General features: G+C 33.5%; 16 protein-coding genes. 13 read left to right on the top strand and 3 right to left on the bottom strand.

Annotation, left to right across the window (positions count from 1 at the left end; genetic code table 11):
- Positions 1-53 precede the first annotated feature (53 nt).
- The 9 genes from ABD730_RS10575 (at position 54) to acs (ending at position 11463) form a co-directional block, all read left to right on the top strand.
- Complete coding sequence (locus tag ABD730_RS10575; RefSeq protein WP_344714442.1) at positions 54-473, top strand: IS1/IS1595 family N-terminal zinc-binding domain-containing protein; 420 nt, start codon at positions 54-56, stop codon at positions 471-473.
- 109 nt (positions 474-582) lie between these two features.
- The gene (locus ABD730_RS10570; RefSeq protein ID WP_344714440.1) at positions 583-1818 is read left to right on the top strand and encodes a hypothetical protein; all 1236 of its coding nucleotides are present in this window, start codon (positions 583-585) and stop codon (positions 1816-1818) included.
- A 12-nt stretch (positions 1819-1830) separates the two neighbouring features.
- Positions 1831-2091: a DUF4212 domain-containing protein gene (locus ABD730_RS10565; protein ID WP_215925927.1), complete on the top strand. Its 261-nt coding sequence runs from the start codon at positions 1831-1833 to the stop codon at positions 2089-2091.
- A gap of 31 nt (positions 2092-2122) precedes the next feature.
- Positions 2123-3889: a sodium:solute symporter family protein gene (locus tag ABD730_RS10560; RefSeq protein ID WP_334466462.1), complete on the top strand. Its 1767-nt coding sequence runs from the start codon at positions 2123-2125 to the stop codon at positions 3887-3889.
- Positions 3890-4025: 136 nt separating this feature from the next.
- Complete coding sequence (locus tag ABD730_RS10555) at positions 4026-4220, top strand: hypothetical protein (RefSeq protein ID WP_215925923.1); 195 nt, start codon at positions 4026-4028, stop codon at positions 4218-4220.
- Positions 4213-6900 (top strand): sodium:solute symporter family transporter, encoded by a 2688-nt coding sequence (locus ABD730_RS10550; RefSeq protein WP_344714436.1) that lies wholly within the window; start codon positions 4213-4215, stop codon positions 6898-6900. Before ABD730_RS10555 ends, ABD730_RS10550 begins: the two co-directional genes overlap by 8 nt.
- 16 nt (positions 6901-6916) lie before the next feature.
- Positions 6917-7282 carry a response regulator transcription factor gene (locus ABD730_RS10545; protein ID WP_215925920.1) on the top strand — a complete coding sequence of 122 codons (366 nt, stop codon included), beginning with the start codon at positions 6917-6919 and terminating at the stop codon, positions 7280-7282.
- Between the two features lie 294 nt (positions 7283-7576).
- Complete coding sequence (locus ABD730_RS10540; RefSeq protein WP_344714434.1) at positions 7577-9475, top strand: acetate--CoA ligase; 1899 nt, start codon at positions 7577-7579, stop codon at positions 9473-9475.
- 80 nt (positions 9476-9555) lie between these two features.
- Complete coding sequence (acs, locus tag ABD730_RS10535; RefSeq protein ID WP_344714432.1) at positions 9556-11463, top strand: acetate--CoA ligase; 1908 nt, start codon at positions 9556-9558, stop codon at positions 11461-11463.
- 97 nt (positions 11464-11560) lie between these two features.
- Here acs and ABD730_RS10530 read toward each other — a convergent pair whose 3' ends face one another.
- Entirely contained in the window at positions 11561-11719 is a 159-nt protein-coding gene (locus ABD730_RS10530; protein WP_215925914.1) for a hypothetical protein, read from the bottom strand.
- Positions 11720-11904: 185 nt separating this feature from the next.
- Between ABD730_RS10530 and ABD730_RS10525 the strand changes: the two genes are divergently transcribed.
- Both ABD730_RS10525 and ABD730_RS10520 read left to right on the top strand, forming a co-directional pair.
- Positions 11905-12564 (top strand): HAD family hydrolase, encoded by a 660-nt coding sequence (locus ABD730_RS10525; RefSeq protein ID WP_344714430.1) that lies wholly within the window; start codon positions 11905-11907, stop codon positions 12562-12564.
- A 196-nt stretch (positions 12565-12760) separates the two neighbouring features.
- Positions 12761-15352, top strand: a complete 2592-nt coding sequence (locus tag ABD730_RS10520; protein ID WP_344714428.1) for a zinc-dependent metalloprotease — start codon at positions 12761-12763, stop codon at positions 15350-15352.
- Between the two features lie 79 nt (positions 15353-15431).
- Here ABD730_RS10520 and ABD730_RS10515 read toward each other — a convergent pair whose 3' ends face one another.
- Complete coding sequence (locus ABD730_RS10515) at positions 15432-16913, bottom strand: helix-turn-helix domain-containing protein (protein ID WP_334466441.1); 1482 nt, start codon at positions 16911-16913, stop codon at positions 15432-15434.
- 119 nt (positions 16914-17032) lie between these two features.
- Here ABD730_RS10515 and aceB point away from each other — a divergent pair, with 119 nt between their 5' ends.
- The gene (gene aceB, locus ABD730_RS10510; protein WP_344714425.1) at positions 17033-18625 is read left to right on the top strand and encodes a malate synthase A; all 1593 of its coding nucleotides are present in this window, start codon (positions 17033-17035) and stop codon (positions 18623-18625) included.
- Positions 18626-18711: 86 nt separating this feature from the next.
- Positions 18712-20343, top strand: a complete 1632-nt coding sequence (locus tag ABD730_RS10505; RefSeq protein ID WP_344714424.1) for an isocitrate lyase — start codon at positions 18712-18714, stop codon at positions 20341-20343.
- A 118-nt stretch (positions 20344-20461) separates the two neighbouring features.
- Here ABD730_RS10505 and ABD730_RS10500 read toward each other — a convergent pair whose 3' ends face one another.
- On the bottom strand, positions 20462-22990 hold the full coding sequence (locus ABD730_RS10500; RefSeq protein ID WP_344714422.1) for a TonB-dependent receptor: 2529 nt from the start codon (positions 22988-22990) through the stop codon (positions 20462-20464).
- Between the last annotated feature and the right edge of the window lie 35 nt (positions 22991-23025).

Raw genomic sequence — 23025 nt, 5'->3', positions numbered from 1 at the left:
ATTCCTAATTATTTTTATTGCTAATTTGGTATATTTATGCTAAATAAATATATATGACTATAGATTTATGTCCAAATTGTAGTAGCGATCAGTACGTTAAAAGCGGGATTGTCAATAAAAGACAGCGGTATAGATGTAAAAAATGCAACTATTATTTTACGGTTAATAAAATAGGTAAGAAGATAGACGACTATTACGTTAATAAGTCATTGCAGCTTTACTTAGAAGGTCTTACTTATAGAGAAATTGAAAGGATTCTTGGGGTTTCGCATGTAAGTGTGATGAATTGGGTGAAAAAATACAATATTAAGCGCCCATATAATACAAACTATCATCCAACATATAGGATTTTAAATGCTAGTGAACTTGGTAAGTATTTTTTAGAAACTGAAAATATAAAAGGTGCAGGTGTTGTTGTGACTGAGTTGGGAGATAAATTTATGCTCATTAAATGGGAGCGTTTTAAGGATTAATATATCAAATTAGCAAATAAGTATATAAATTATTAATTAAACAGATGTTTTTAAGAGCTTAGTAGGGCACACAGAATTAATTTAAGTACTAACTAATCTTTTTTAAACCATGAAGAAATCAACTTTTTTGTTGATAGGACTGTTTATAATGTTCTTTCAATTTATGATTGCCCAAGGTTCACCTGATTATTCGGGTGGCCTTAAATTTAAATTCAACGAAGATGGCTCAAAATATCTCCGATTAATTTCTTGGGCGCAAGTTCAAGCCAATTACAATACCGATAAAACTTTTGATGGTAATGGTAATGAAAACAGTAAGTTAAACTTCAATTTACGTCGCGCTAGGGTTTTAATGTTTGCTCAAATCAACAAAGACTTTTTAATTCTTACACATTTTGGATTAAACAGTTTAACGAGCACTACCTTAAGTCCAACCGGTGAAGGTGACGGCTCTCAGCTTTTCTTTCACGATGTTTGGGCACAATACAGTTTAGGTAAAAATCATATTGTAGGTGGTGGTTTACATTATTTTAATGGAATTTCAAGACTAAACAATCAGAGTACGCTAAATATCATGACGCTAGATAACAATCGTCAGTCATGGGCAACTCTTGGTTTATCAGACCAATTTGCGAGACATATAGGAGTCTTTATGAAAGGAAGTTTCAATAAGCTGCAATATCGAGTAGCTATTAATGATGCTTCTGTGGCTTCATTAGATACTCAAACAGCTGTTGTTGATGGTGCTGCGGTTTATAACGGACGTTCTAGTCTTGGATCTAAAGCAGCAGGAAAAACTTACGCTGGTTATTTTGATTACCATTTTTTAGATCAAGAGTCTAACTTTTTACCTTACAAAGTTGGAACTTATTTAGGTGAGAAAAAAGTATTCAATATTGGTGCTGGTTTCTTTCTACATCCTAAAGGTGCTGTGATAAATACAGGTACAGCTATTGTTGGAGAAGATGTATCCATATTTGCAGTAGATGCTTTTTACGATGCACCAATTGGTGAAAACGGAAGTGCTATTACAGCTTATGCGGTTTATCAGAATAACAATTACGGAAAAAATTATTTATACAAAGTTTACGGAACAGGAAGTATGCTCTATGGTCATGTTGGTTATGTTTTAAATGGAGACAAACTAAAGACAAGATTTCAACCTTACCTCAGTTACGGAACTCATAGTTATGATGCTATTGATGATAACAGGTCTACCTTAGGTGTAGGAATCAATGCGTATATGAGTGGACACAATTCAAAATTAACATTAGAATACATGAATCAGAGTTTTGGTGAAATGGATGCAAATACGATTTCACTTCAAGCTATGATTTATCTATAAAACGAAAAAACTATGAGTGATAAGCAGAAACACGCAACAGCGTACTGGAAAGAAAATGTGAAGTATTTATTTATACTTCTAACCATATGGTTTGTGGTGTCCTTTGGATGTGGCATTCTTTTAAGAGAAGAGTTAAACCAGTTTAAACTTGGAGGTTTCAAACTCGGGTTTTGGTTTGCTCAACAAGGCTCTATATATGTATTCGTGGTATTAATATTCGTATACGTAAGACTAATGAACAAACTAGATAAAAAATACGGTTTCGACGAGTAAGCCATAACAAACAACATTAAATAAAAATATTATGAGTGTACAAACATGGACATGGTTATTGGTCGGCATTACTTTTGCGCTGTATTTCGGAATCGCAATATGGGCAAGAGCAGGCTCAACAAAAGAATTTTATGTTGCAGGTGGAGGAGTATCACCATTGGCAAATGGTATGGCAACTGCTGCAGATTGGATGAGTGCGGCCTCTTTTATAAGTATGGCGGGTATTATTTCATTCGCAGGTTATGATGGATCTGTTTATCTTATGGGATGGACAGGAGGTTATGTGTTGTTAGCATTGCTTTTGGCGCCTTACCTTCGAAAGTTTGGAAAGTTTACTGTGCCTGATTTCATTGGAGATAGGTATTATTCTAACACGGCAAGGACTGTTGCTGTAATTTGTGCTTTAATTGTATCATTTACTTATGTAGCAGGTCAAATGCGTGGAGTTGGAATTGTCTTTTCTCAATTTTTACAAGTAGATATTACCTTAGGTGTTCTTATTGGGATGACAGTCGTTTTGATATTCGCTTTATTGGGAGGTATGAAAGGTATTACATATACACAAGTAGCTCAATATTGCGTATTGATTTTTGCTTTTATGGTACCAGCATTCTTCATTTCATTTCAAATGACAGGAAATATTATTCCTCAAATAGGAATGGGAGGTAAAGTAGAAGGTGGCGCCTTTCTATTAGATAAACTAGATACATTACATACCGAATTGGGGTTTCATGAATATACAAGTGGCACTAAAAGTACATGGGATGTTTTTGCAATTACCTTAGCATTAATGGCTGGTACTGCAGGTTTACCACACGTTATTGTTCGCTTTTTCACAGTGCCTAAAGTAAAAGATGCTCGTAAATCTGCTGGATATGCTTTATTCTTAATTGCAATTCTTTATACCACAGCTCCTGCTGTAGCAGTTTTTTCAAGAACCAATTTAATTGAAACGGTGAGTAATAAGCGTTATGCAGATATTCCTGTATGGTTTAAAAACTGGGAAAATACAGGTTTAATTGCTTGGTCTGATAAAAACGGAGATGGTAAAATTCAATATGTTGCCGGAAATTCATTGTCGAGTAGTAAACCAGAATATGCAGAGGCAAGAGGTGAGCATGGTGAGCGTCTCGTTACCAATAATAGTGATGAAGTAAATGAGTTATATGTTGATAGAGATATTATGGTATTGGCAAATCCTGAAATAGCTAACTTACCAAATTGGGTTATTGGCTTGGTGGCAGCAGGTGGATTAGCGGCAGCATTATCAACTGCTGCAGGATTGTTATTAGTTATATCAACATCAGTTTCACACGATTTAATTAAAAAGCAATTACGACCAGATATTTCTGATAAAGGCGAATTAATGGCAGCAAGAATTTCAATTTTTGTAGCGATTTTAATTGCAGGTTACTTTGGGATTAATCCGCCAGGGTTTGTCGCCGCCGTCGTCGCGCTCGCCTTTGGGCTCGCAGCCGCTTCCTTTTTTCCCGCCATTATTTTAGGCATTTTTGATAAACGAATGAATAAAGAAGGAGCTATTGCAGGTATGGTTGTTGGTATTACATTGATGATGTATTACATGATGCGCTTTAAGCTCGATATGTTTGGTGGTGGAACCAGTGAAGATTGGTGGTTTGGTACATCGCCAGAAGGTTTCGGAACTATTGCCATGTGCGTTAATTTTGTAGTTTCTGTTGTGATATCCAGAGTATCAGTAGCGCCACCTCAAGAGGTTCAAGATATGGTTGAAAGTATTAGAATACCTTCTGGAGCTGGTGAAGCTCAAGACCATTAAAACAATAGTGTTTCTAAAACTTTTATAGATCATTATTTTAATTTTATTTAGTTAGAGAATCAGTATTGCAATTTTTGTAATACTGATTTCTTATATTAGTAGATATTTAGTTGTTTCTGCTTATAATTACGAATTCATGAAAAAACGTCACGAACAAAAATTAGTAGTTTTATCTATCGCTTTGTTTTTTGTGTTTAATATTCCTTTTGTCCTCATTTTTAATATTGAAGGCGCCATATTTGGGATTCCAATATTATACTTTTCCTTATTTACGTTTTGGGTAATATCTATTGTGGTTTCGTACATCGTTTTAAAACGTCACTATGAATAGTTACTCCTTAGTTTTTATTATTATCATTTATTTAGCGGTGTTGTTTTACATTGCTTTTCTTGCTGAAAAAAAACGACAAAGTAAGTGGGTAAATAACCCATACGTTTATACATTGTCTTTGGCTGTTTACTGCTCTGCTTGGACATACTACGGAAGTGTTGGTATTGCTGCAAATTCGGGAATTCATTTTTTGCCCATTTATATAGGTCCTGTAATTGCAGCACCTTTGTGGATTGTGTTGCTTCGGAAAATTATAAGAATTTCAAAACATCATAAAATTTCATCAATTGCCGATTTTATTTCTTTACGCTACGGAAACAATAGGTTTTTGGGTGCTTTGGTTACAGTAATTTGCTTGTTTGGAACCTTGCCGTATATATCTTTACAGTTAAAGGCTGTTTCAGAAACCTTTGAAATTATATCTGGAGATAATAGTTATATCTCAACGGTTGTTATTGATGACTCTACATTTTATGTGGCGTTATTACTGGCGATATTTGCAGCATTTTTTGGGACTCAAAATACAGATGCCTCTGAAAAACATAAAGGGATTGTCGCTACTGTGGCATTAGAATCTATATTGAAATTGATTTTCTTTCTAATCATCGGGACTTATATTACATTTTATTTGTTTGATGGCACTTCTGATATTTATGAAAAAATTTCTGTATCAGATAACTTTAAAGACTTAACGACACTCGGTAAGGTGGAAGATGGCTTTAATTGGTTTTTTATGATTGCCTTGTCGTTTATGGTTGTGTTTTTATTGCCAAGACAATTTCAGGTTACTGTTTTGGAAAATAACAGGGAGAAGCATCTTAAGAAAGCGATTTGGTTGTTTCCATTGTATTTATTGTTATTTAATAGCTTCGTAATTTTTATTGCTTGGGCAGGAAAGCTCACTTTTGGTTCTACAGAAAATGCCGAATATTATACCTTGTTATTGCCTTTAGAACACGGCAATACCTTTTTAGCAACACTTGTGTTTTTAGGTGGCTTTTCAGCGGTGATTTCTATGGTAGTGGTGTCAACATTAGCCTTGTCTACCATGGTGAGTAATAATTTGGTGATTCCATATGGTTTTCTAGATAAATTTATTAAAAATCAACCTGAGCGTAATTCCAAATACATTAAGACCATTCGTCGTATTTCTATTTTCACCATCATTATTACAGCGTATTTCTTTTATGTCTTGTTTTCAAAAGCCTTATCGTTATATTCTATTGGTTTAATCTCATTTGTGATTATTTCTCAATTGGCACCATCGTTTTTTATTGGTTTATACTGGAATCGTGGATCTTCAAAAGGAGCAATTATTGGTATGATTGTCGGGTTTTGTATTGCTATATATACCTTGGTGTTACCGTTTACATTAGAAGTGTATTCTGGTACGGATGATTTTCGCCAATACGGATTGTTGGGAATTGAAGCATTAAAGCCTTATGCTTTATTTGGAATCGATTTTTTAAGTCCGCCATCACATGCTTTCTTCTGGAGTATGACTCTAAATTTATTTTGTTATTTAACGTTTTCGTTAATGTCTAAAGGAAATTATAGAGAGCGTAATTACGCAGAGATGTTTGTGGATAGTAAGAATTTTACAAATCTTCAAGATAGTGCCTTGGTATGGAAAGGTGAAGCTTATGTAACAGATATTAAAAATGTTTTAGCCCGATTTTTAGGAGAGCAAAGAGCGGCACGTGCGCTGAGAATCTTTTTTACAAAGTATGAATTATCACAAGATACACAGTTGGCAGATGCGCGTTTAATTAACTTTTCTGAAAAACTCTTAACAGGAAGCATTGGTTCGGCTTCAGCAAAAATATTAATTGCAAGTGTGGTAAAGGAGGAGCAGATTAGTTTGGTTGAGGTTTTAAAGATTTTGGAAGAATCCAAAGAAAATATTGTGAGTAATAAAGTGCTTTTAGAAAAATCAAACGAGTTATCTCAGTTAACATCCCGATTAAAAGAAGCTAACGAGGAGTTAATTAGTAAAGACAGACAGAAAGATGAGTTTTTAGACACTGTGGCACATGAGCTAAAGACTCCAATAACAGGTATACGAGCAGCAACTGAAGTTATTATGGATGATGAAGATATGCCCAAAGAGATAAAAGCGCAGTTTTTAAAGAATATTCTACAGGATTCTGACCGTTTAGGACGCTTAATTAATAATATTTTAGATTTTGAAAAGTTAGAAACAGGAGGCTTATTGCTAGACTTACAAGAACAAGATATTCAGAGAACAATTGCAAAAGCAATTTCTAGTATTTCTCAAATTGCAGCAAAAAAAGAAGTTCAAATTGTAAATAATAATGTGCATTCTTTTATGCTTAGTTATGATGAAGATCGTATTCTTCAAGTGTTAACTAATTTATTGTCTAATGCCATCAAGTTTTGTGAGGCTAAAACGGGCAAAATTATAGTCGATTATAAATTAGGAAATCAACTTATAGAAATTTCAGTTTCAGATAATGGTAAAGGAATTTTAGAAGAAGATTTTCTTTATATTTTCGATAAATTTTATCAATCACAAGACCAAAACACAAGAAAACCAGAAGGAAGTGGTTTGGGTTTGGCGATAACAAAGCAAATTGTAGAAAAGCACAACGGAAAAATTTGGGCAAAAAAAGATATAAAAAACGGCGCAACACTTGTTTTTACAATCCCTTTTAAGTAAATTGAAACCCTAAAGTATGACGAAGAAAATTTTAATTGTAGACGATGAGCCAAATATTGTCATGTCGTTAGAATACACTTTTAAAAAACAAGGATTTGAAGTGTTTATTGCAAGAGACGGAAGTGAGGCTTTAGAAATATTAAAACATCATATTCCTGATGTCATTTTGTTAGATATTATGATGCCTAATGTAGATGGTTATCAGACATTATCGTATATAAAAGAATCTGAAAGTTTAAAGCACATTAAAGTGGTGTTTTTAACAGCAAAAAATAAAGCTTCAGATATTGAAAAGGGTTTAAAACTTGGAGCAGATAAATATTTAACCAAACCTTTTTCAGTAAAAAAAATAGTTTCAGAAATATTGGAACTTGTGACTTAAGAAACAGTCTTTTAGGTCTTTTTTAAATTAGTTCTGTGTGCAAACAAACTAAGTTTAATTAAAATTTAAAGACATGAAATTTCACATTAATCCACTGGCGTCAGATATAATTATAAGTATCTATGTTGTAGCTACGCTTTTTATTAGGTTTAAATACGAAAATATTACGAATGTAACTCCTATGCTTTCTATAGTTGTGGGCATTTGCTTTGTGGTTATTATTTGGGCCCTTATCAAGCTGAAGGTGCTTAATCCTAATTGGTTTGGCTTGCTTAATTCTAAAAAAGTAAAGTCATGAAATACCAAAATTTTTACAACGAAAGCATTAATAATCCGGAACAATTTTGGAAGAATCAAGCCAATGAAATTGATTGGTTTACATCTCCTCAGACGATTTTGTCTAAAGATGAATACGACTATAATCAATGGTTTGAAGATGGAGAACTTAATTTAAGTTATTTGTGTATTGATAAGCATATCAACGATGGTTTTGGAGAGCAAAACGCACTAATTTATGATTCTCCAGTTACCAATACAAAACAGCACATTACCTTTAATCAGTTGCACCACGAAGTTTCTAAGTTAGCAGGAGGCTTACAGAATTTAGGCCTTAAAAAAGGAGATACTTGTATTATTTATATGCCTATGATTCCGCAAGCTGCTTATGCAATGTTAGCTTGTGCAAGACTTGGTGTTATTCACTCTGTGGTATTTGGTGGTTTTGCACCGCATGAGTTAGCTATTCGTATTGATGATTGTAAACCTAAAGCAATTATTACAGCATCAAATGGAGTAGAAATTAAACGTATTATTCCTTATAAGCCATTTGTAGACGAAGCTATAGACAAATCTAAAAATAAGCCAGAACATGTTATTGTTTTTGATAGACAATTGGGTGTCGAAATACCTAAGAAAGCTTATGATGTAGATTATAAAACTTTAGTAGAAGATTCGCCATCTGTTGAAGCTGTTTCAGTAGCGTCCATACACCCTTCTTATGTATTGTATACTTCAGGAACAACAGGTACACCAAAAGGAATTATTAGAGATACGGGAGGTTATGCTACGGCGTTAAAATTTTCAATGAAATATATTTATGGAGTAGATGAAGGAGAAACGTTTTGGGCTGCTAGTGATGTCGGTTGGGTTGTTGGTCACAGTTTTATTGTTTATGGACCTTTATTAAATCGAAATACAAGTATCGTTTTTGAGGGGAAGCCCATAAAAACACCTGACGCTTCAACGTTTTGGCGTGTTATTAGTGAACATAATGTAAAAGCTATGTTTACAGCACCAACAGCAATTAGAGCCATTAAAAAAGAAGATCCTGAGGGAGATATGCTTAGACAATATGACTTATCATGCTTAAAATACCAATTTTTGGCAGGTGAGCGATGTGATGTATCGACGTTAACTTGGGCAGAAAAACAATTAAATATTCCTGTAATAGATCATTGGTGGCAAACCGAAAGTGGCTGGCCAATGTTAGCGAATATGGTAGGCGTAGGTTTGCAGCCTATAAAACCAGGATCGGCAGGCCTACCTGTTTGTGGTTATGATATTAAAATTTTAAACGAAGACGGAGAGGAAGTTGAACCTACTGTCGAAGGTTATGTAGCAGTGAAATTGCCATTACCTCCAGGTACTTTAAGTAATCTTTGGGGAAATCCAGAGCGTTTCAAGTTTGGTTATTTACATCGTTTTCCTGGGTATTATTTTTCAGGAGATGGTGGTTATATAGATGAAGACGGTTACGTATTTATCACAGGTCGTGTAGATGATATTATTAATGTAGCTGGTCATCGTCTATCAACAGCAGAAATGGAAGAAATAGTAGCTTCTCACCAATCGGTTGCAGAATGTGCTGTGTTTGGTGTACATTGTGAAATTAAGGGGCAAAAACCTTTAGGGTTGGTCGTTTTAAAGTCTGATAAGACTTATGTTGAAGATTTAGTTCAAAAAGAAATTATACAAGACGTAAGGCGCGAAATAGGTGCTGTGGCATCTTTTAGAGATGTGCTTGTTGTAGAGCGTTTGCCAAAAACAAGAAGTGGTAAGACGCTTCGGAAATTATTGCGAAATATTGCAGATGAACAACAATTCAATATACCATCAACAATTGATGATGTTGCTATAGTAGAAGAGATAAAATCAGTATATCAAAAACATAATATTGGAATTCATAATAAATAACATAAACTAATAAAAATTAGATTTTCATGCTAGTCTATTAGGTGTTTGAAATCTAATCAATACTATTAAATTAATAAAACATGAGTAATTATCACATCAAACAATTTGAAGAATATTTTCAGGTTTATAGAAAATCAGTAAGAAATCCAGAACAATTTTGGGAAGAAATAGCTGAAGAGCATTTTATATGGAAAAAGAAATGGTCTAACGTTTTAAGCTATGATTTTAGTAAAGCTGAATTTAAGTGGTTTGAAGATGCAAAACTTAACATTACAGAAAACTGTTTAGATAGACATTTACATACCAAAGGAGATAAAACAGCGCTTTTATTTGAACCTAATAATCCAGAAGAAGAAGCAGAGCATATTACATATAGGCAATTACATGAGCGGGTTTGTAAGTTTGCCAACGTATTAAAAGATAAAGGAATTAAAAAAGGAGATGTTGTTTGTATTTATTTACCAATGATTCCGGAATTAGCAATTTCAGTTTTAGCCTGTGCAAGAATAGGTGCTATACATTCTGTTATTTTTGCAGGTTTCTCATCTACAGCTGTTTCGTCACGAATTAATGATTGTAATGCTAAAATGGTTATAACTTCAGATGGATCTTATCGTGGTTCTAAAACTATTGACTTAAAAGGTATTGTAGATGAAGCATTAAAGGATACTCCAGGTATAGAGTCTGTTTTAGTTGCTAAACGTATTCATTCAGAAATTAATATGGAAGAAGGTCGTGATTTTTGGTTAGAACCACTTTTAGAAGAAGCTTATGCTGATTGTGCGGCAGAAGTCATGGATGCTGAAGACCCTTTATTTATTCTATATACATCTGGTTCAACAGGAAAACCAAAAGGTATGGTTCATACTATTGGTGGTTATATGGTTTATACAGCTTACACCTTTAAAAATGTGTTCCAATATAGAGATAATGATGTGTATTGGTGTACTGCAGATATTGGTTGGATTACAGGACATAGCTATATTGTTTATGGACCATTAGCAAATGGAGCCACTTCTGTAATGTTTGAAGGAGTGCCAAGTTACCCAGATTACGGACGCTTTTGGGATATTGTTGAAAAGCATAAGGTAACACAGTTTTACACCGCTCCAACGGCAATTAGAGCCTTAGCAAAACAAGGGGCTGAATTTGTAGAAAAATACGATTTATCGTCATTAAAAGTATTAGGTTCTGTTGGAGAACCTATAAATGAAGAGGCTTGGCACTGGTATGATGAAAATGTTGGAAAAAAGAAAAGTCCAATTGTAGATACATGGTGGCAAACTGAAACAGGAGGTATTATGATTACACCAATTCCGTTTTCTACACCAACAAAACCAACTTATGCAACCTTACCATTTATAGGTATTCAACCAGCGTTAATGGACGAAAATGGTGAAGAAATAAAAGGCAACCAAGTCGAAGGTCGTTTGTGTATTAAATTTCCATGGCCTGCAATGGCAAGAACGATATGGGGAAATCATCAACGCTATAAGGATACGTATTTTTCTGCCTACGATAATAAATATTTTACAGGTGATGGTGCGCTAAGAGATGAGGTTGGTTATTACAGAATTACTGGTCGTGTAGATGATGTAATTATCGTTTCTGGACATAATTTAGGAACTGCTCCAATAGAAGATGCCATTAATGAGCACCCAGCAGTTTCCGAATCTGCAATTGTAGGATTCCCACATGATATTAAAGGTAATGCTTTATATGGTTATGTTACGTTGAAAGATGTTGGAGAAAGCAGAAACCATGATAACTTAAGAATGGAAATTAATCAACTGATTACAGATCGAATTGGACCAATTGCTAAACTCGATAAAGTTCAGTTTACAGAAGGCTTACCTAAAACAAGGTCTGGTAAAATTATGCGTAGAATTTTAAGAAAAATTGCAGCAAATGAAATTGATCAGTTGGGAGATACAAGTACACTTTTAAATCCTGAGGTTGTTCAACATATTATTGATAATGTGAAATAAGTATAGTTAAATTTCAAAATCAAATCTAATATGTGGAATGGTTGAGCTAAAGTTATTTAGCGTGTTGAAGTTTTTTTTTTTTAGAATATAAAAAAGATCACTCGGTACTCTTAGTTGTTTTTGCAAGTGCAACTATCGCTTTTAAACGCGCTTTTCGTTCCTCTGATTTAGATTTGATTTTGTTCTTTTTTTGAGCAATAAGTTTGCTGTGCTTGGCTTTGTTATTGGTGTTTTTTTCTTTTCCTTTTTTCGCCATAATTGAAATACTATAAGATTGTAAAACTAAGCATTTTTTAAATTGAAATAATCAAACAGTAATTTTAGTTCATTATAAAGCTTTGGGTTTTGTCGGTTTTATTTAAAAAAATGGTGTTGCTTATTGGTGTTTAAGAGTTGGTTTTAAAAAATACTTTTCTAATTTAGCGAAAAACAAGAAAACCTATGCTTAAAGCTGTTTTATTTGATATGGATGGTGTTATTGTAGACACAGAGCCTTTACATCGCAAAGCTTACTATCAAATGTTTAAAGATGTAAATGTTGAAGTCGATGATACGCTTTACGAGTCTTTTACAGGACAATCTACCATTAATATATGTAACCGTTTAGTCGATCATTTTAATTTAGATAAACAGCCAGAACATTTAGTAAATATCAAACGAAAACATTTTAAGTATTTATTCGAAAATGATTCAGATTTAACCTTAATAGAAGGGGTTTTAGAATGCATAAAAGATTATCATGCCAATGGTGTAAAGCTAGTTGTTGCATCGTCTGCTTCTATGCCAAATATAGAACGTATTTTTAATCGTTTTAATTTGAATCCGTTTTTTATAGGGAAATTCAGTGGAGCCGATTTAGAAAAATCAAAACCACATCCCGAAATTTTTATAAAAGCAGCAGCGCATACAGGTTTTGATAAGTCAGAATGTATGGTTATTGAAGATTCAACAAATGGCATAAAAGCGGCTTATGCTGCAGGTATTTTTTGTGCAGGCTTTAAAAGTAAACACTCTTCTGGTCAGGACTATACCTTAGCAAATGTTGTTGTTTCTAGTTTTGATGCATTAGCATTTTCAAAACAACACTCCTTTTTTTTCTGAGCTAACATAATTTGGAACTTATATTTTAGTTTACGCTCTAATCTTTGTGTAGTTAAAGCACGTATTTTTTGTTTTATTAGCTATAAAAACGAAGTAAATCCTCTGTAAATTAGAGTTCTGAGGTTTTTAAAACTATTAGAAAGATATTCCTTATCTTGTGTGTCATCAAATTTATACTAATAAATAATTAATCATTATGAATATCAAAAAACGAAATGTTTTAAGACTCTTGTCTCTAGCATTTGTTGTGTTTGCTTTTATGGCACCTCAAAATCTAGAAGCCCAGCGTAAAAAGAAAAACAAAAAAAGTAAAACCGAAGTTCCTGCTGCAAAGCCTAAATCAAAAGAAAAGTCAATAAAAGACCTTACTAAGTCAAGTAAAAAAATAGAAGGCCTTTTTACAATGTATAGGGATACTATTACGGGTGCTTTGCAAATGGTAATTAGTGACGAGCATCTGGATAAAGATTATATTCATTTTAATCAAGTTTCCAATGGTGTTGTTGATGCAGGAAGGTTTAGAGGAGCTTATGGAGGTTCAAAAGTTTTTAAAGTAAAAAAGTTTTATGATAAAATTGAATTTGTATCTCAAAATACGTCCTTCTATTTCGATCCAGAAAATGCTATTTCTAAATCTAAAGATGCTAACACAAGTGAAGGCATTATGGCAACTGTAAAGATAGAAGCCTATGATAAAAAAGAAGGGTTATACTTAATAAAAGCAGATGGTTTGTTTTTAAGAGAAACTTTTGCTCAAATAAAGCCGCCTCGTTTCCCAGGTTCAAGTCCTATGGCTTTTACACTTGGTAATCTTGATAAGACAAAAACAAAAATTAATAGTATTAAAAACTATGATGATAATACAAATCTTGAAGTAGAATATGTTTATTCAAACCCTTCAGTATTAAATGGAGGGTCTCAAGCGGTTACTGATGGTAGAAATGTAAGCATTAAGGTGTTTCATAGTTTAATTGCTATGCCAGATAATGATTATACTCCTCGTTTTGATGATCCTAGAGTTGGTTATTTTACCACTGAGGTTAATGACCAAACAGCGACTAACTCTGCTCCATATAAAGATTTGGTACACCGATGGAATTTAGTTAAAAAAGATCCAAATGCTGCGATTTCAGAACCGGTAAAACCAATTACTTGGTGGATGGAAAACTCTACACCTATAGAGTGGAGAGAGACAATTAAACAAGGTGTTTTAGAATGGAATAAAGCGTTTGAAAAAGCGGGATTTAAAAATGCTATGGTTGTGAAATTACAGCCAGATGATGCAGATTGGGATGCTGGAGATATTAATTATAATGTATTGCGTTGGACATCTTCACCAAATCCACCATTTGGAGGTTATGGACCAAGTTTTGTAAACCCAAAAACTGGAGAAATAATTGGTGCAGATATTATGTTAGAATATGTGCATTTTACAAATAGAGTATTTTATGATCAGTTATTTGATTTGGCAAAAGCTGACGCAGAATTTAATGCATCAGATTATTTAAAAAAGAATAAAGTATTATGTTCTTTTGGTCATGTAATGCACGAAAACACCATGTTTGGACAAGCTGTAGTTGAGGCTTCAGGAGGTTCAGATTTAGAAATGGCTCGTATGAAAAAGGAAGCTATGTTAGCTTTAATTATGCATGAGGTTGGGCATACCTTAGGGCTTAACCACAACATGAAAGCCAGTCAGTTGTTTTCACCTGAAGAATTAGCTGATAAGGAATTTATTGAAGGTAAATGTTTAACAGGTTCTGTAATGGATTATGCAGGTATTAATCTTACAAATAATAGAGCTAAACAAGGTCAATATTACGATACATCTGTTGGTCCTTATGATGTTTGGGCAATTCAATTTGGATACACACCTTTTCAGTCTGAAGCAGAAAAAATAGCTTTACTTAATAGATCTACAGAGCCAGAATTAATATTTGGTAATGATGCTGATGATATGCGCGCACCAGGAAAAGCAATCGATCCTAGAGTAATGATTGGAGATTTGTCTAACGATCAAATTGGGTATTCTATAGATAGAATTAAGTTGGTGGATAGTATGATGAGTCATGTTAAAACTAAATTTTCTAAAACAGGTGAGTCTTATCAAGAATTAAGACGTGCTTATTATTTATTAAGTGGTCAACGTGCAGTAGCGGCAAATGTAATTTCTAGGTTTATTGGTGGTGTATATGTCGATAGAGCAATGGTGGGACAAAAAGGAGCTGCGCAACCTTATACACCAGTTAGTTTAGAAGATCAAAAAAGAGCAATGACAGCTTTATCTAAATATGCGTTTGCACCAGATGCCTTTAGTGCGCCAAATGATTTGTATAGTTATTTAGCAATGCAGCGTCGAGGTTATAATTTTTTTAGAGGACCAGAAGATCCAAAAATTCACCAGCAAGTATTAACATACCAACAGAATGTATTAAGTCATATTTTACATCCTAATACCTTGCAGAGAATTACAGATAGTGAATTGTATGGTAATAAGTACACCTTGTCTAAATATATGTCAGATCTAAATAGTGCTATTTTTAAAGCAGATATTTACGGTAACGTAAATTCGTTTAGACAAAATTTACAAATATCTTATACTAATAGGCTTATAGATATGCTTACAGGTAAGCAAAGTAGTCGTTTTACAAATAATGCTAAGTCAATGGCATTATACAACTTAAAGCAAATTAGAACTATGGCTGCACCAAGTGGTAATGTATCTAGTAAAGCTCATAAGCAGCATTTACGTACATTAATTGATAATGCACTTAAAGAGATAAAATAGTTAACGAGTCTTTGACTTGTGGGGAAAAGCACAAATTGCAATTAATCATGCAGTTTGTGCTTTTTTGTTTAATAAGCTTCTATAATGTGCTAAACTTTTCTTGTAATTCATTTACAACATGTGCAATTTTCTCATCTTTCAGTTTTGATAAAACAACTATTGGTTCTACTTGTCTTACTTCACAGTTACTTATAGTACAACGTTCGCAAGTAACACCAACTTCTGCTGAAGGTATAGATTTGCTTTTGGAAAAAGCAATTCTTTTTTTGTACTGATTGTTAATTTGAATGCCAATTGTAACACTTCTGTAGCTGTCTGAAATAAAAGGGTCTGCTGTAGCAGAAGATAGGACTAAATAACTTTTTCCTTCATTCGGATAATTAGAAATTTGGATGTCAAATTCGTGAGTGTTATTGGTTTTGCTTATGTCTTTTAATACTTTTAGAGAAACCCATCGTCTGCAATAATGTTCGTTGGTCTCATTGGCATGAGGAGATTGCTGTTTAGAGAGGTGTAGCTCTTTATTTAATATGTAATTATCGCTATTTTTTTTGTAAGAAAATCTTAAAAAGAACAAGCTTTTAAGGTTAAAATCTTTAGGTAAAATATTGGTTAATCTTTGGTATATTGATTCTGGAGAGGCATTGTAGTTGTTTAAAATGCGCTCAAAATCTCTGTTCTTAAAGGATTTTTTAGAAAATAATAATTTTAAATCGGCAACTAATCGTGTTCTTGGAATAATTAAAGCACCAGCAAAATATGAGGCGTAGAAATTATTAAGCACCTGGTCAAAATTTTCAAATTTAATCCAAGAAAACGTATAAAGTCGCTCGCTAATTTTTAAATAGTTATAGGCGATTTCTTTAGCGTAAATAAATGTTTTTTGAGCATCATCTATGTGTTTAGCTAATAATAATGTTTTGGTTTTAGGAATAAATATAGAACGTAAATTGTCTAGTGCTGTGTGCGACTCTAATTCAGATTTGTTAATTGTATAACCGTATTCTTCGATTAAAATTTCTTCGAGTTCTTTAGAATTAAGAGGTTGTGTTAAATCAACTTGATATGTTTTTGAGAATGAAATAACGGCCTGCTCTAAATGGTCAAAATAGTTATTGTTGGCTTCCTGAAAAGACCTAACAGAAGCTAAATAGAAACTTTCTTTACTAAAGCTGTAATTTTTAGCAATTTCAATGATAGTACTTATAAATGCTGTAACCTTTGAAGGTGCATTAGAAATAATATCAATCATAGTACTTTCTTGAATTCCGAATAGCTCTAAGGGAATTTCTTTTAGTAATTTAGATTGTAAAATCTCACCAATAGGAGCTAAGTTTTTATCAAGCTTTAAAGATACCATTTCATCGTATGGTACATCTAAATGTTCTGATAAAGCGGCAATTTTATCTGGCTTAGGATATTTTTTTCCTTTTTCAATCTCGTTTAAATACGATTTTGAAAGTCCCGATAATTTAGATAATCCAAATAGCGATAGCTCTTTGTCTGTACGGATTTGCTTCAGTTTTAAGCCAAAAATTAATTTAATGTACTCTTGTTCCATAGTGACAAATATACTACTATTTGCGAATATAATTTTTTAGCGAATAAAAATATTTAGCGAACGTTCGCTTGTTTTTTAGAAAAATAGATTGTAACATTGTTTCATCAAAATATATCAGTATGGAAATAACAACACAACAAACAATGAAATTTGTACCAGAGGTAACTCATTTCTATCCAGAACTTTTAACTGAAGAAGCTTTGAGTTTTCTTTCAGCATTACAAGAAAAATTTAACACACCGCGTTTAGAATTGTTAAAGCGGAGAGAAAAAGAGCAAACTCTGTTTGATAAAGGTGGGTTTCCCTCTTTTCCTGAAGAAACAAAAGCGATTAGAGAAGGCGATTGGTTAGCGTCAGACATTCCGAAAGATTTATTAGATCGTAGAGTAGAGATTACAGGGCCTGTGGATCGAAAAATGGTTATTAACGCATTAAATTCCGGTGCAAAAACCTTTATGGCAGATTTTGAAGATAGCAATGCTCCAAGTTGGAAAAATACTTTAGAGGGACAGCAAAATTTAAAAGATGCTAACAATCGAACTATTGAGTTAATTGACGAAGCGCGAGGAAAACACTATAAGCTTAATGATAAAACGGCGGTGCTAATAGTAAGACCTAGAGGATTGCATTTAAACGAACGTCATCTATTAGTTAATGGCCAAGAAATGTCTGGGAGTTTATTTGATTTTGGATTGTATGTATTTCACAATACCAAAGTATTAATGGCTAATAATTCTGCTCCATATTTCTATTTACCAAAATTAGAACACTATTTGGAAGCCCGTTGGTGGAATGCTGTTTTTGAGTTCGCTCAAGATTATTTAGATGTTCCAAACGGAACATTTAAAGCTACTTTACTTGTAGAAACGATAACAGCAAGTTTTCAATTAGATGAATTTATTTTTGAGTTGAAAGAACACATTGTAGGTTTAAACTGCGGACGATGGGATTATATCTTTTCATACATTAAGAAATTCAGAAATCACGATGGATTTATAGTGCCAAACCGTGATCAGGTTACAATGGCAACACCGTTTATGGCAGCTTATTCTAACTTAGTGATTCAACGTTGTCATAAGCGAGGTATTCATGCTATGGGAGGTATGGCGGCTCAAATTCCAATTAAAAATAATCCAGAAGCCAATAAAGCTGCGCTCGAAAAAGTAAGAATAGATAAAGAACGTGAAGCAAAAAATGGACACGATGGTACTTGGGTGGCACACCCTGCTTTAGTTGAAGTTGCTATGAAAGAATTTGATAGATATATGCCAACACCAAATCAAATTTTTAATAAACGCGAAGATGTTGTGGTTACTGAGGCGGATTTAGTAGAACTACCACAAGGTACGATTACGGAAACTGGTATTAGAAAAAACATTAATGTCGGTATTCTATATCTCGAAGCTTGGTTAAGAGGTTATGGTGCCGTGGCGCTTTATAATTTAATGGAAGATGCTGCAACAGCAGAAATATCTAGAACTCAAGTTTGGCAATGGTTGAAAAACGAAGTGTTCTTAGAAGATGGAAGAACTTTTAATAAAGAATTGTTTGACACTTTGTTTGATGATGAAGTTGAAAAATTAATCACAGAAGTAGGCGAGGACCATATTAAAAGTACCAAGTTTTCAGAAGCTATTGCACTTTTTAAACGTTTAGTGACTCAAGAAGAATTTGAAGAGTTTTTAACACTTTCAGCATATCAATATATTTAAAAAAAAAATGTCTCGCAACTACTGGAATAGTTAACGAGACCTAATTATCAAAATTTGGAATAAACATTAATAATCAAAACAAAATTATGAAAAATTTAGCACAAACTAACTATCGTTCAGCATTACAAACGGTAAGAGATCTTAAAGAAAAGTACGGGCAAACTTGGGATGCCATTAATCCGGAAAGTGCAGCTAGAATGGTTGCTCAAAATCAATTTAGAACAGGGTTAGATATTGCAAAATACACAGCAGCGATTATGCGAAAAGATATGGCTGAGTACGATGCAGATACATCAAAATACACACAATCTTTAGGTTGCTGGCATGGATTTGTGGCGCAGCAAAAAATGATTGCAGTAAAAAAGCATCACAAAACAACACAAAAGCGCTATTTGTACCTTTCAGGTTGGATGGTTGCTGCATTGCGTTCAGAATTTGGACCTTTACCAGATCAGTCTATGCATGAGAAAACTGCTGTTTCAGGACTTATTGAAGAGATTTATGATTTCTTACGCCAAGCAGATGCTATTGAATTAAATGATTTGTTTAGAAGGAAAGAGAGCGGAGAAGATGTGCAAGATCAAATAGATAATTTTGAAACACATATTGTTCCAATTATTGCAGACATTGATGCAGGTTTTGGAAATGAAGAAGCGACGTATTTGCTAGCAAAAAAGATGATTCAGGCTGGAGCTTGTGCTATTCAAATTGAAAACCAAGTATCTGATGCGAAGCAATGTGGGCATCAAGATGGGAAAGTTACTGTGCCTCATGAAGATTTTATTGCAAAATTAAATGCGGTGAGATATGCTTTTTTAGAGTTAGGTGTAGAAGATGGTATTATAGTGGCAAGAACAGATTCTGAAGGAGCAGGATTAACTCAAAAACTACCAGTAAGCCAAGAACCAGGAGATTTAGCTTCGCAATATTTAGCGTTTGTTGATGCAGAAGAAGTGGAGATAGTAAACGCTAAAGAAGACGATGTTTTATTGAAGCGTGATGGTAAATTAGTACGTCCAATTAGACTAGCAAATGGTTTGTATAAGTTTAAAGAGGGCTCTAATATTGATCGTGTTGTTTTAGATTGTGTAACAAGTCTTCAAAATGGTGCAGATTTATTGTGGATTGAAACGCCAACACCAAATGTAAAGCAGATTGCACACATGGTAAACCGAATTAGAGAAGTGGTGCCAAATGCTAAATTGGTTTATAATAATTCACCATCGTTTAACTGGACTTTAAACTTCCGTAATCAGGTCTTTGATGAAATGCTTGCAGAAGGTGAAAATATGACGGCTTACGATAGAAATAATTTAATGGATGCAGAATACGATCATTCAGAATTATGTCATAGAGCGGATGAGAAAATTAAAACGTTTCAAATAGATGGAGCTAGAGAAGCTGGTATTTTTCATCACTTAATTACCTTACCAACGTATCATACTACAGCACTTCATATGAACGATTTAACTGAAGGGTATTTTGGAGAAGAAGGTATGTTAGCTTATGTTAAAGGTGTACAGCGACAAGAGATTCGTAAAAGCGTGTCTTGTGTAAAACATCAAAGAATGGCAGGTTCTGATCTTGGTGATGATCATAAAACATTTTTTGCAGGTGAAAAAGCTTTAAAAGCGAGTGGAGTAAATAATACCTCAAACCAATTTGAAGTAAAATCTAAGAATGATAAAACCAATCAAAAATTAAGCGAGGTAGCATAAGTAGGTAATACTATCATATAACTATTTTGATTTTAATTAAAAAAGGCACATTCAGTTTTTTGAATGTGCCTTTTGTTATTTGTAAATATATTTATGATATCAGTTTAATGACTAAGTTTTAGCCTTCAAACTCCATATCATCTCCACCATTTCCTCGTTGTCCAGAACGGTCTTTATTGTTTAATCTTTGGTTAAATCTGTAAATGAAAGATACATTAATTTGACGTTGTCTCCATTGAAATTCGCTGTAACGATCATAGAAATCAGTGGTAGTTAATGATTCGTATTTTCTAGAGTTGAGTAAATCTCTAACGTTAACAGATATTGTTGCCTTTTTGTTTAATATTTCTTTACTAAAAGCAAGGTCTAAAGAGAAAATACCTTCGGTGTCAGATTGAGCATTTTGTCTTGCGCCTCTGTAAAATGCACTTGTTTGCCAATCTATAGCTAAAGGTAAAGTGACTTTAGAACTAAAGCGAGCGAACCAACTTGTGTTTTTTGCTCCGTAATCTACACCGTTAAATTCTCCATCAGTTTCAAATTGAAAGAAATTAATGCTAGAGTTTAGTCGTAACCATTTTTCAGGATTGTACATTAAACCAAGTTCGGCACCTGTACGTTTGTTTGTTGAAAGGTTAATTGGTATGGTTCTAATAATATCAATACCATCTGTAGTTTGCTGTCCTGTATTTTCTTGTACACGTTCAAATGAATCAGTTTCGTGTTGGTAATAAATAGAAGACGTTAGTGTAAACTTTTCCCAACGTTTTAAATAGCCTAAATCAAATGTGCTAGAGAATGCAGGATCTAAATTTGGATTTCCTTGAAAGATATTAGTTCTACTAGATCGTGATGGGAATGGGTTTATGTACCAACCACGTGGACGGTTAATTCTTCTGTTGTAACCTAGTGTTATGCTTTCTTCAACATCAGAATCTGCAGATGAAAGATTATAGATAAGGTTTACCGTAGGGAATAAACCTAAATAATTATTGTCAAAATCTGTGTCAATAGGGAAGCCAAAAGCTACGTTTAATTCTTCATCTGTTAAGCGTGAATCAATTTTTCCTTTTAATTGAGTGTTTTCTAATCTTAATCCTAATAAGAAAGAGAATTTTCCAAGTTTAGAACCGTATTGCGTGTAAAATGCATTTACATTTTCTGTATAATCAAAAATGTTTGAAACTTCTTCATTGATTGCAATAATTCCAGTATCTGTGTCTTCTTGATCGAGTTGGTAATCTGTATTGCTGTTTTTAAAATTTCCTCGGTATCCAGCTTCAAAACGAGAATCTTCACCTAAAGGCAACACATAATCAGCTTGAAATAAGTATTCTTTTTGTTTTTCGTAAGTGAATTCTTGTTCTATTTGGAAGGGGTCTGGCTCAGTTTGATTAGTGAAAATATAATCTTCATTTAAATAGGTAAGTCCATCTTCACTGTCCTTTTCAAATTGAAAGTCGGCAGTTAATTTATGGTCGCGATCGTCACCAAAGCGTTTTTCATAATTAAGTGCAATTTGATATCTGTGATCTTTTTCTGTTTCTTTTTCTCTTCTAAGTGTTTCTTCAACAATACTACCAGCACTAAAACGCTCACTATAATTTATAGATGTATCTGCATCATTTCCAAAATTATAAAATAAACTACCTGTTAGTGAAGAGGATTCATTTAAAAAATACTCCATGCCTATGTTGGCATTATAGTTTCTGTTTAAGCGTTCAACTTTTTTTGTTTCAATAATTCTTCTGTATGTAGGTTCTAAAAGTTGACCATTTTCATCTGTGGTATCAAAGTAGTTAACATCGGTGTATGTATTACGTGGTGCATCATTGTAACGCCATCCAAAATTAGAAAACAGGTTGTATTTTTCTTTACGGTAATTTAATGCAGCTGAAACTCCAAGGTTATCTGGATTACCAGCGGTTAAGGTTACAGAGCCATTAAACCCAAGGGTTTCTTTTTGTCTTAAAATAATGTTTAATATTCCTGCTGTACCTTCGGCATCGTATCTAGCAGAAGGTGAGGTAATCACTTCTACACGTTCAATAGCTTCTGCAGGTAATTGACTTAACACATTGCTATCTCCAAAACCAGCCATTGCAGATGGCTTACCATTAATTAAAATACGTACATTTTCATTTCCTCGAAGACTAATGGCGCCTTCTACATCTACTGTTACAGAAGGGACGTTGTTAAGAGCGTCACTGACAGTTCCACCAGCTGTGGTTAAATCTTTACCAATGTTATAAACTTTTTTATCTAGTTTAATCTCTACGGTAGTTCGTTCTGCTACAACCATAACTTCATTTAGAGTAGCAACATCTAAGGCAAGATTAATCGTACCTAAATTAGTGTTTTCTAAAATGGTCTGTTCTGGAAAAGTCTTTGTTTTATATGAAATGTATTCTACAGATATAATGTATGTGCCAGCAGGAACTTCAACTTTAAATTTCCCTTTAGTGTCTGTAATACCTCCTGTTATAATTTTATTATCTGCTTTTGTTTTAACAACAACTGTTGCGTATTCTAAAGGAATATTAGTATCTTCTTCAAGAACAGTACCTTCTATTTTAACATCTTTTTGAGCGAAAGAAAAAGAGAGGGAGAATATTAATAAAAGAGTAGTAAAAAGATGTGATTTCATTACAAAAGTTTAAAAGGTTAGTGCTTATTAGACGT

Origin of the sequence: Winogradskyella damuponensis (assembly GCF_039538385.1) — a bacterium.
Taxonomy (GTDB): domain Bacteria; phylum Bacteroidota; class Bacteroidia; order Flavobacteriales; family Flavobacteriaceae; genus Winogradskyella; species Winogradskyella damuponensis.
This window is presented reverse-complemented; position numbering and strand designations above follow the sequence as displayed.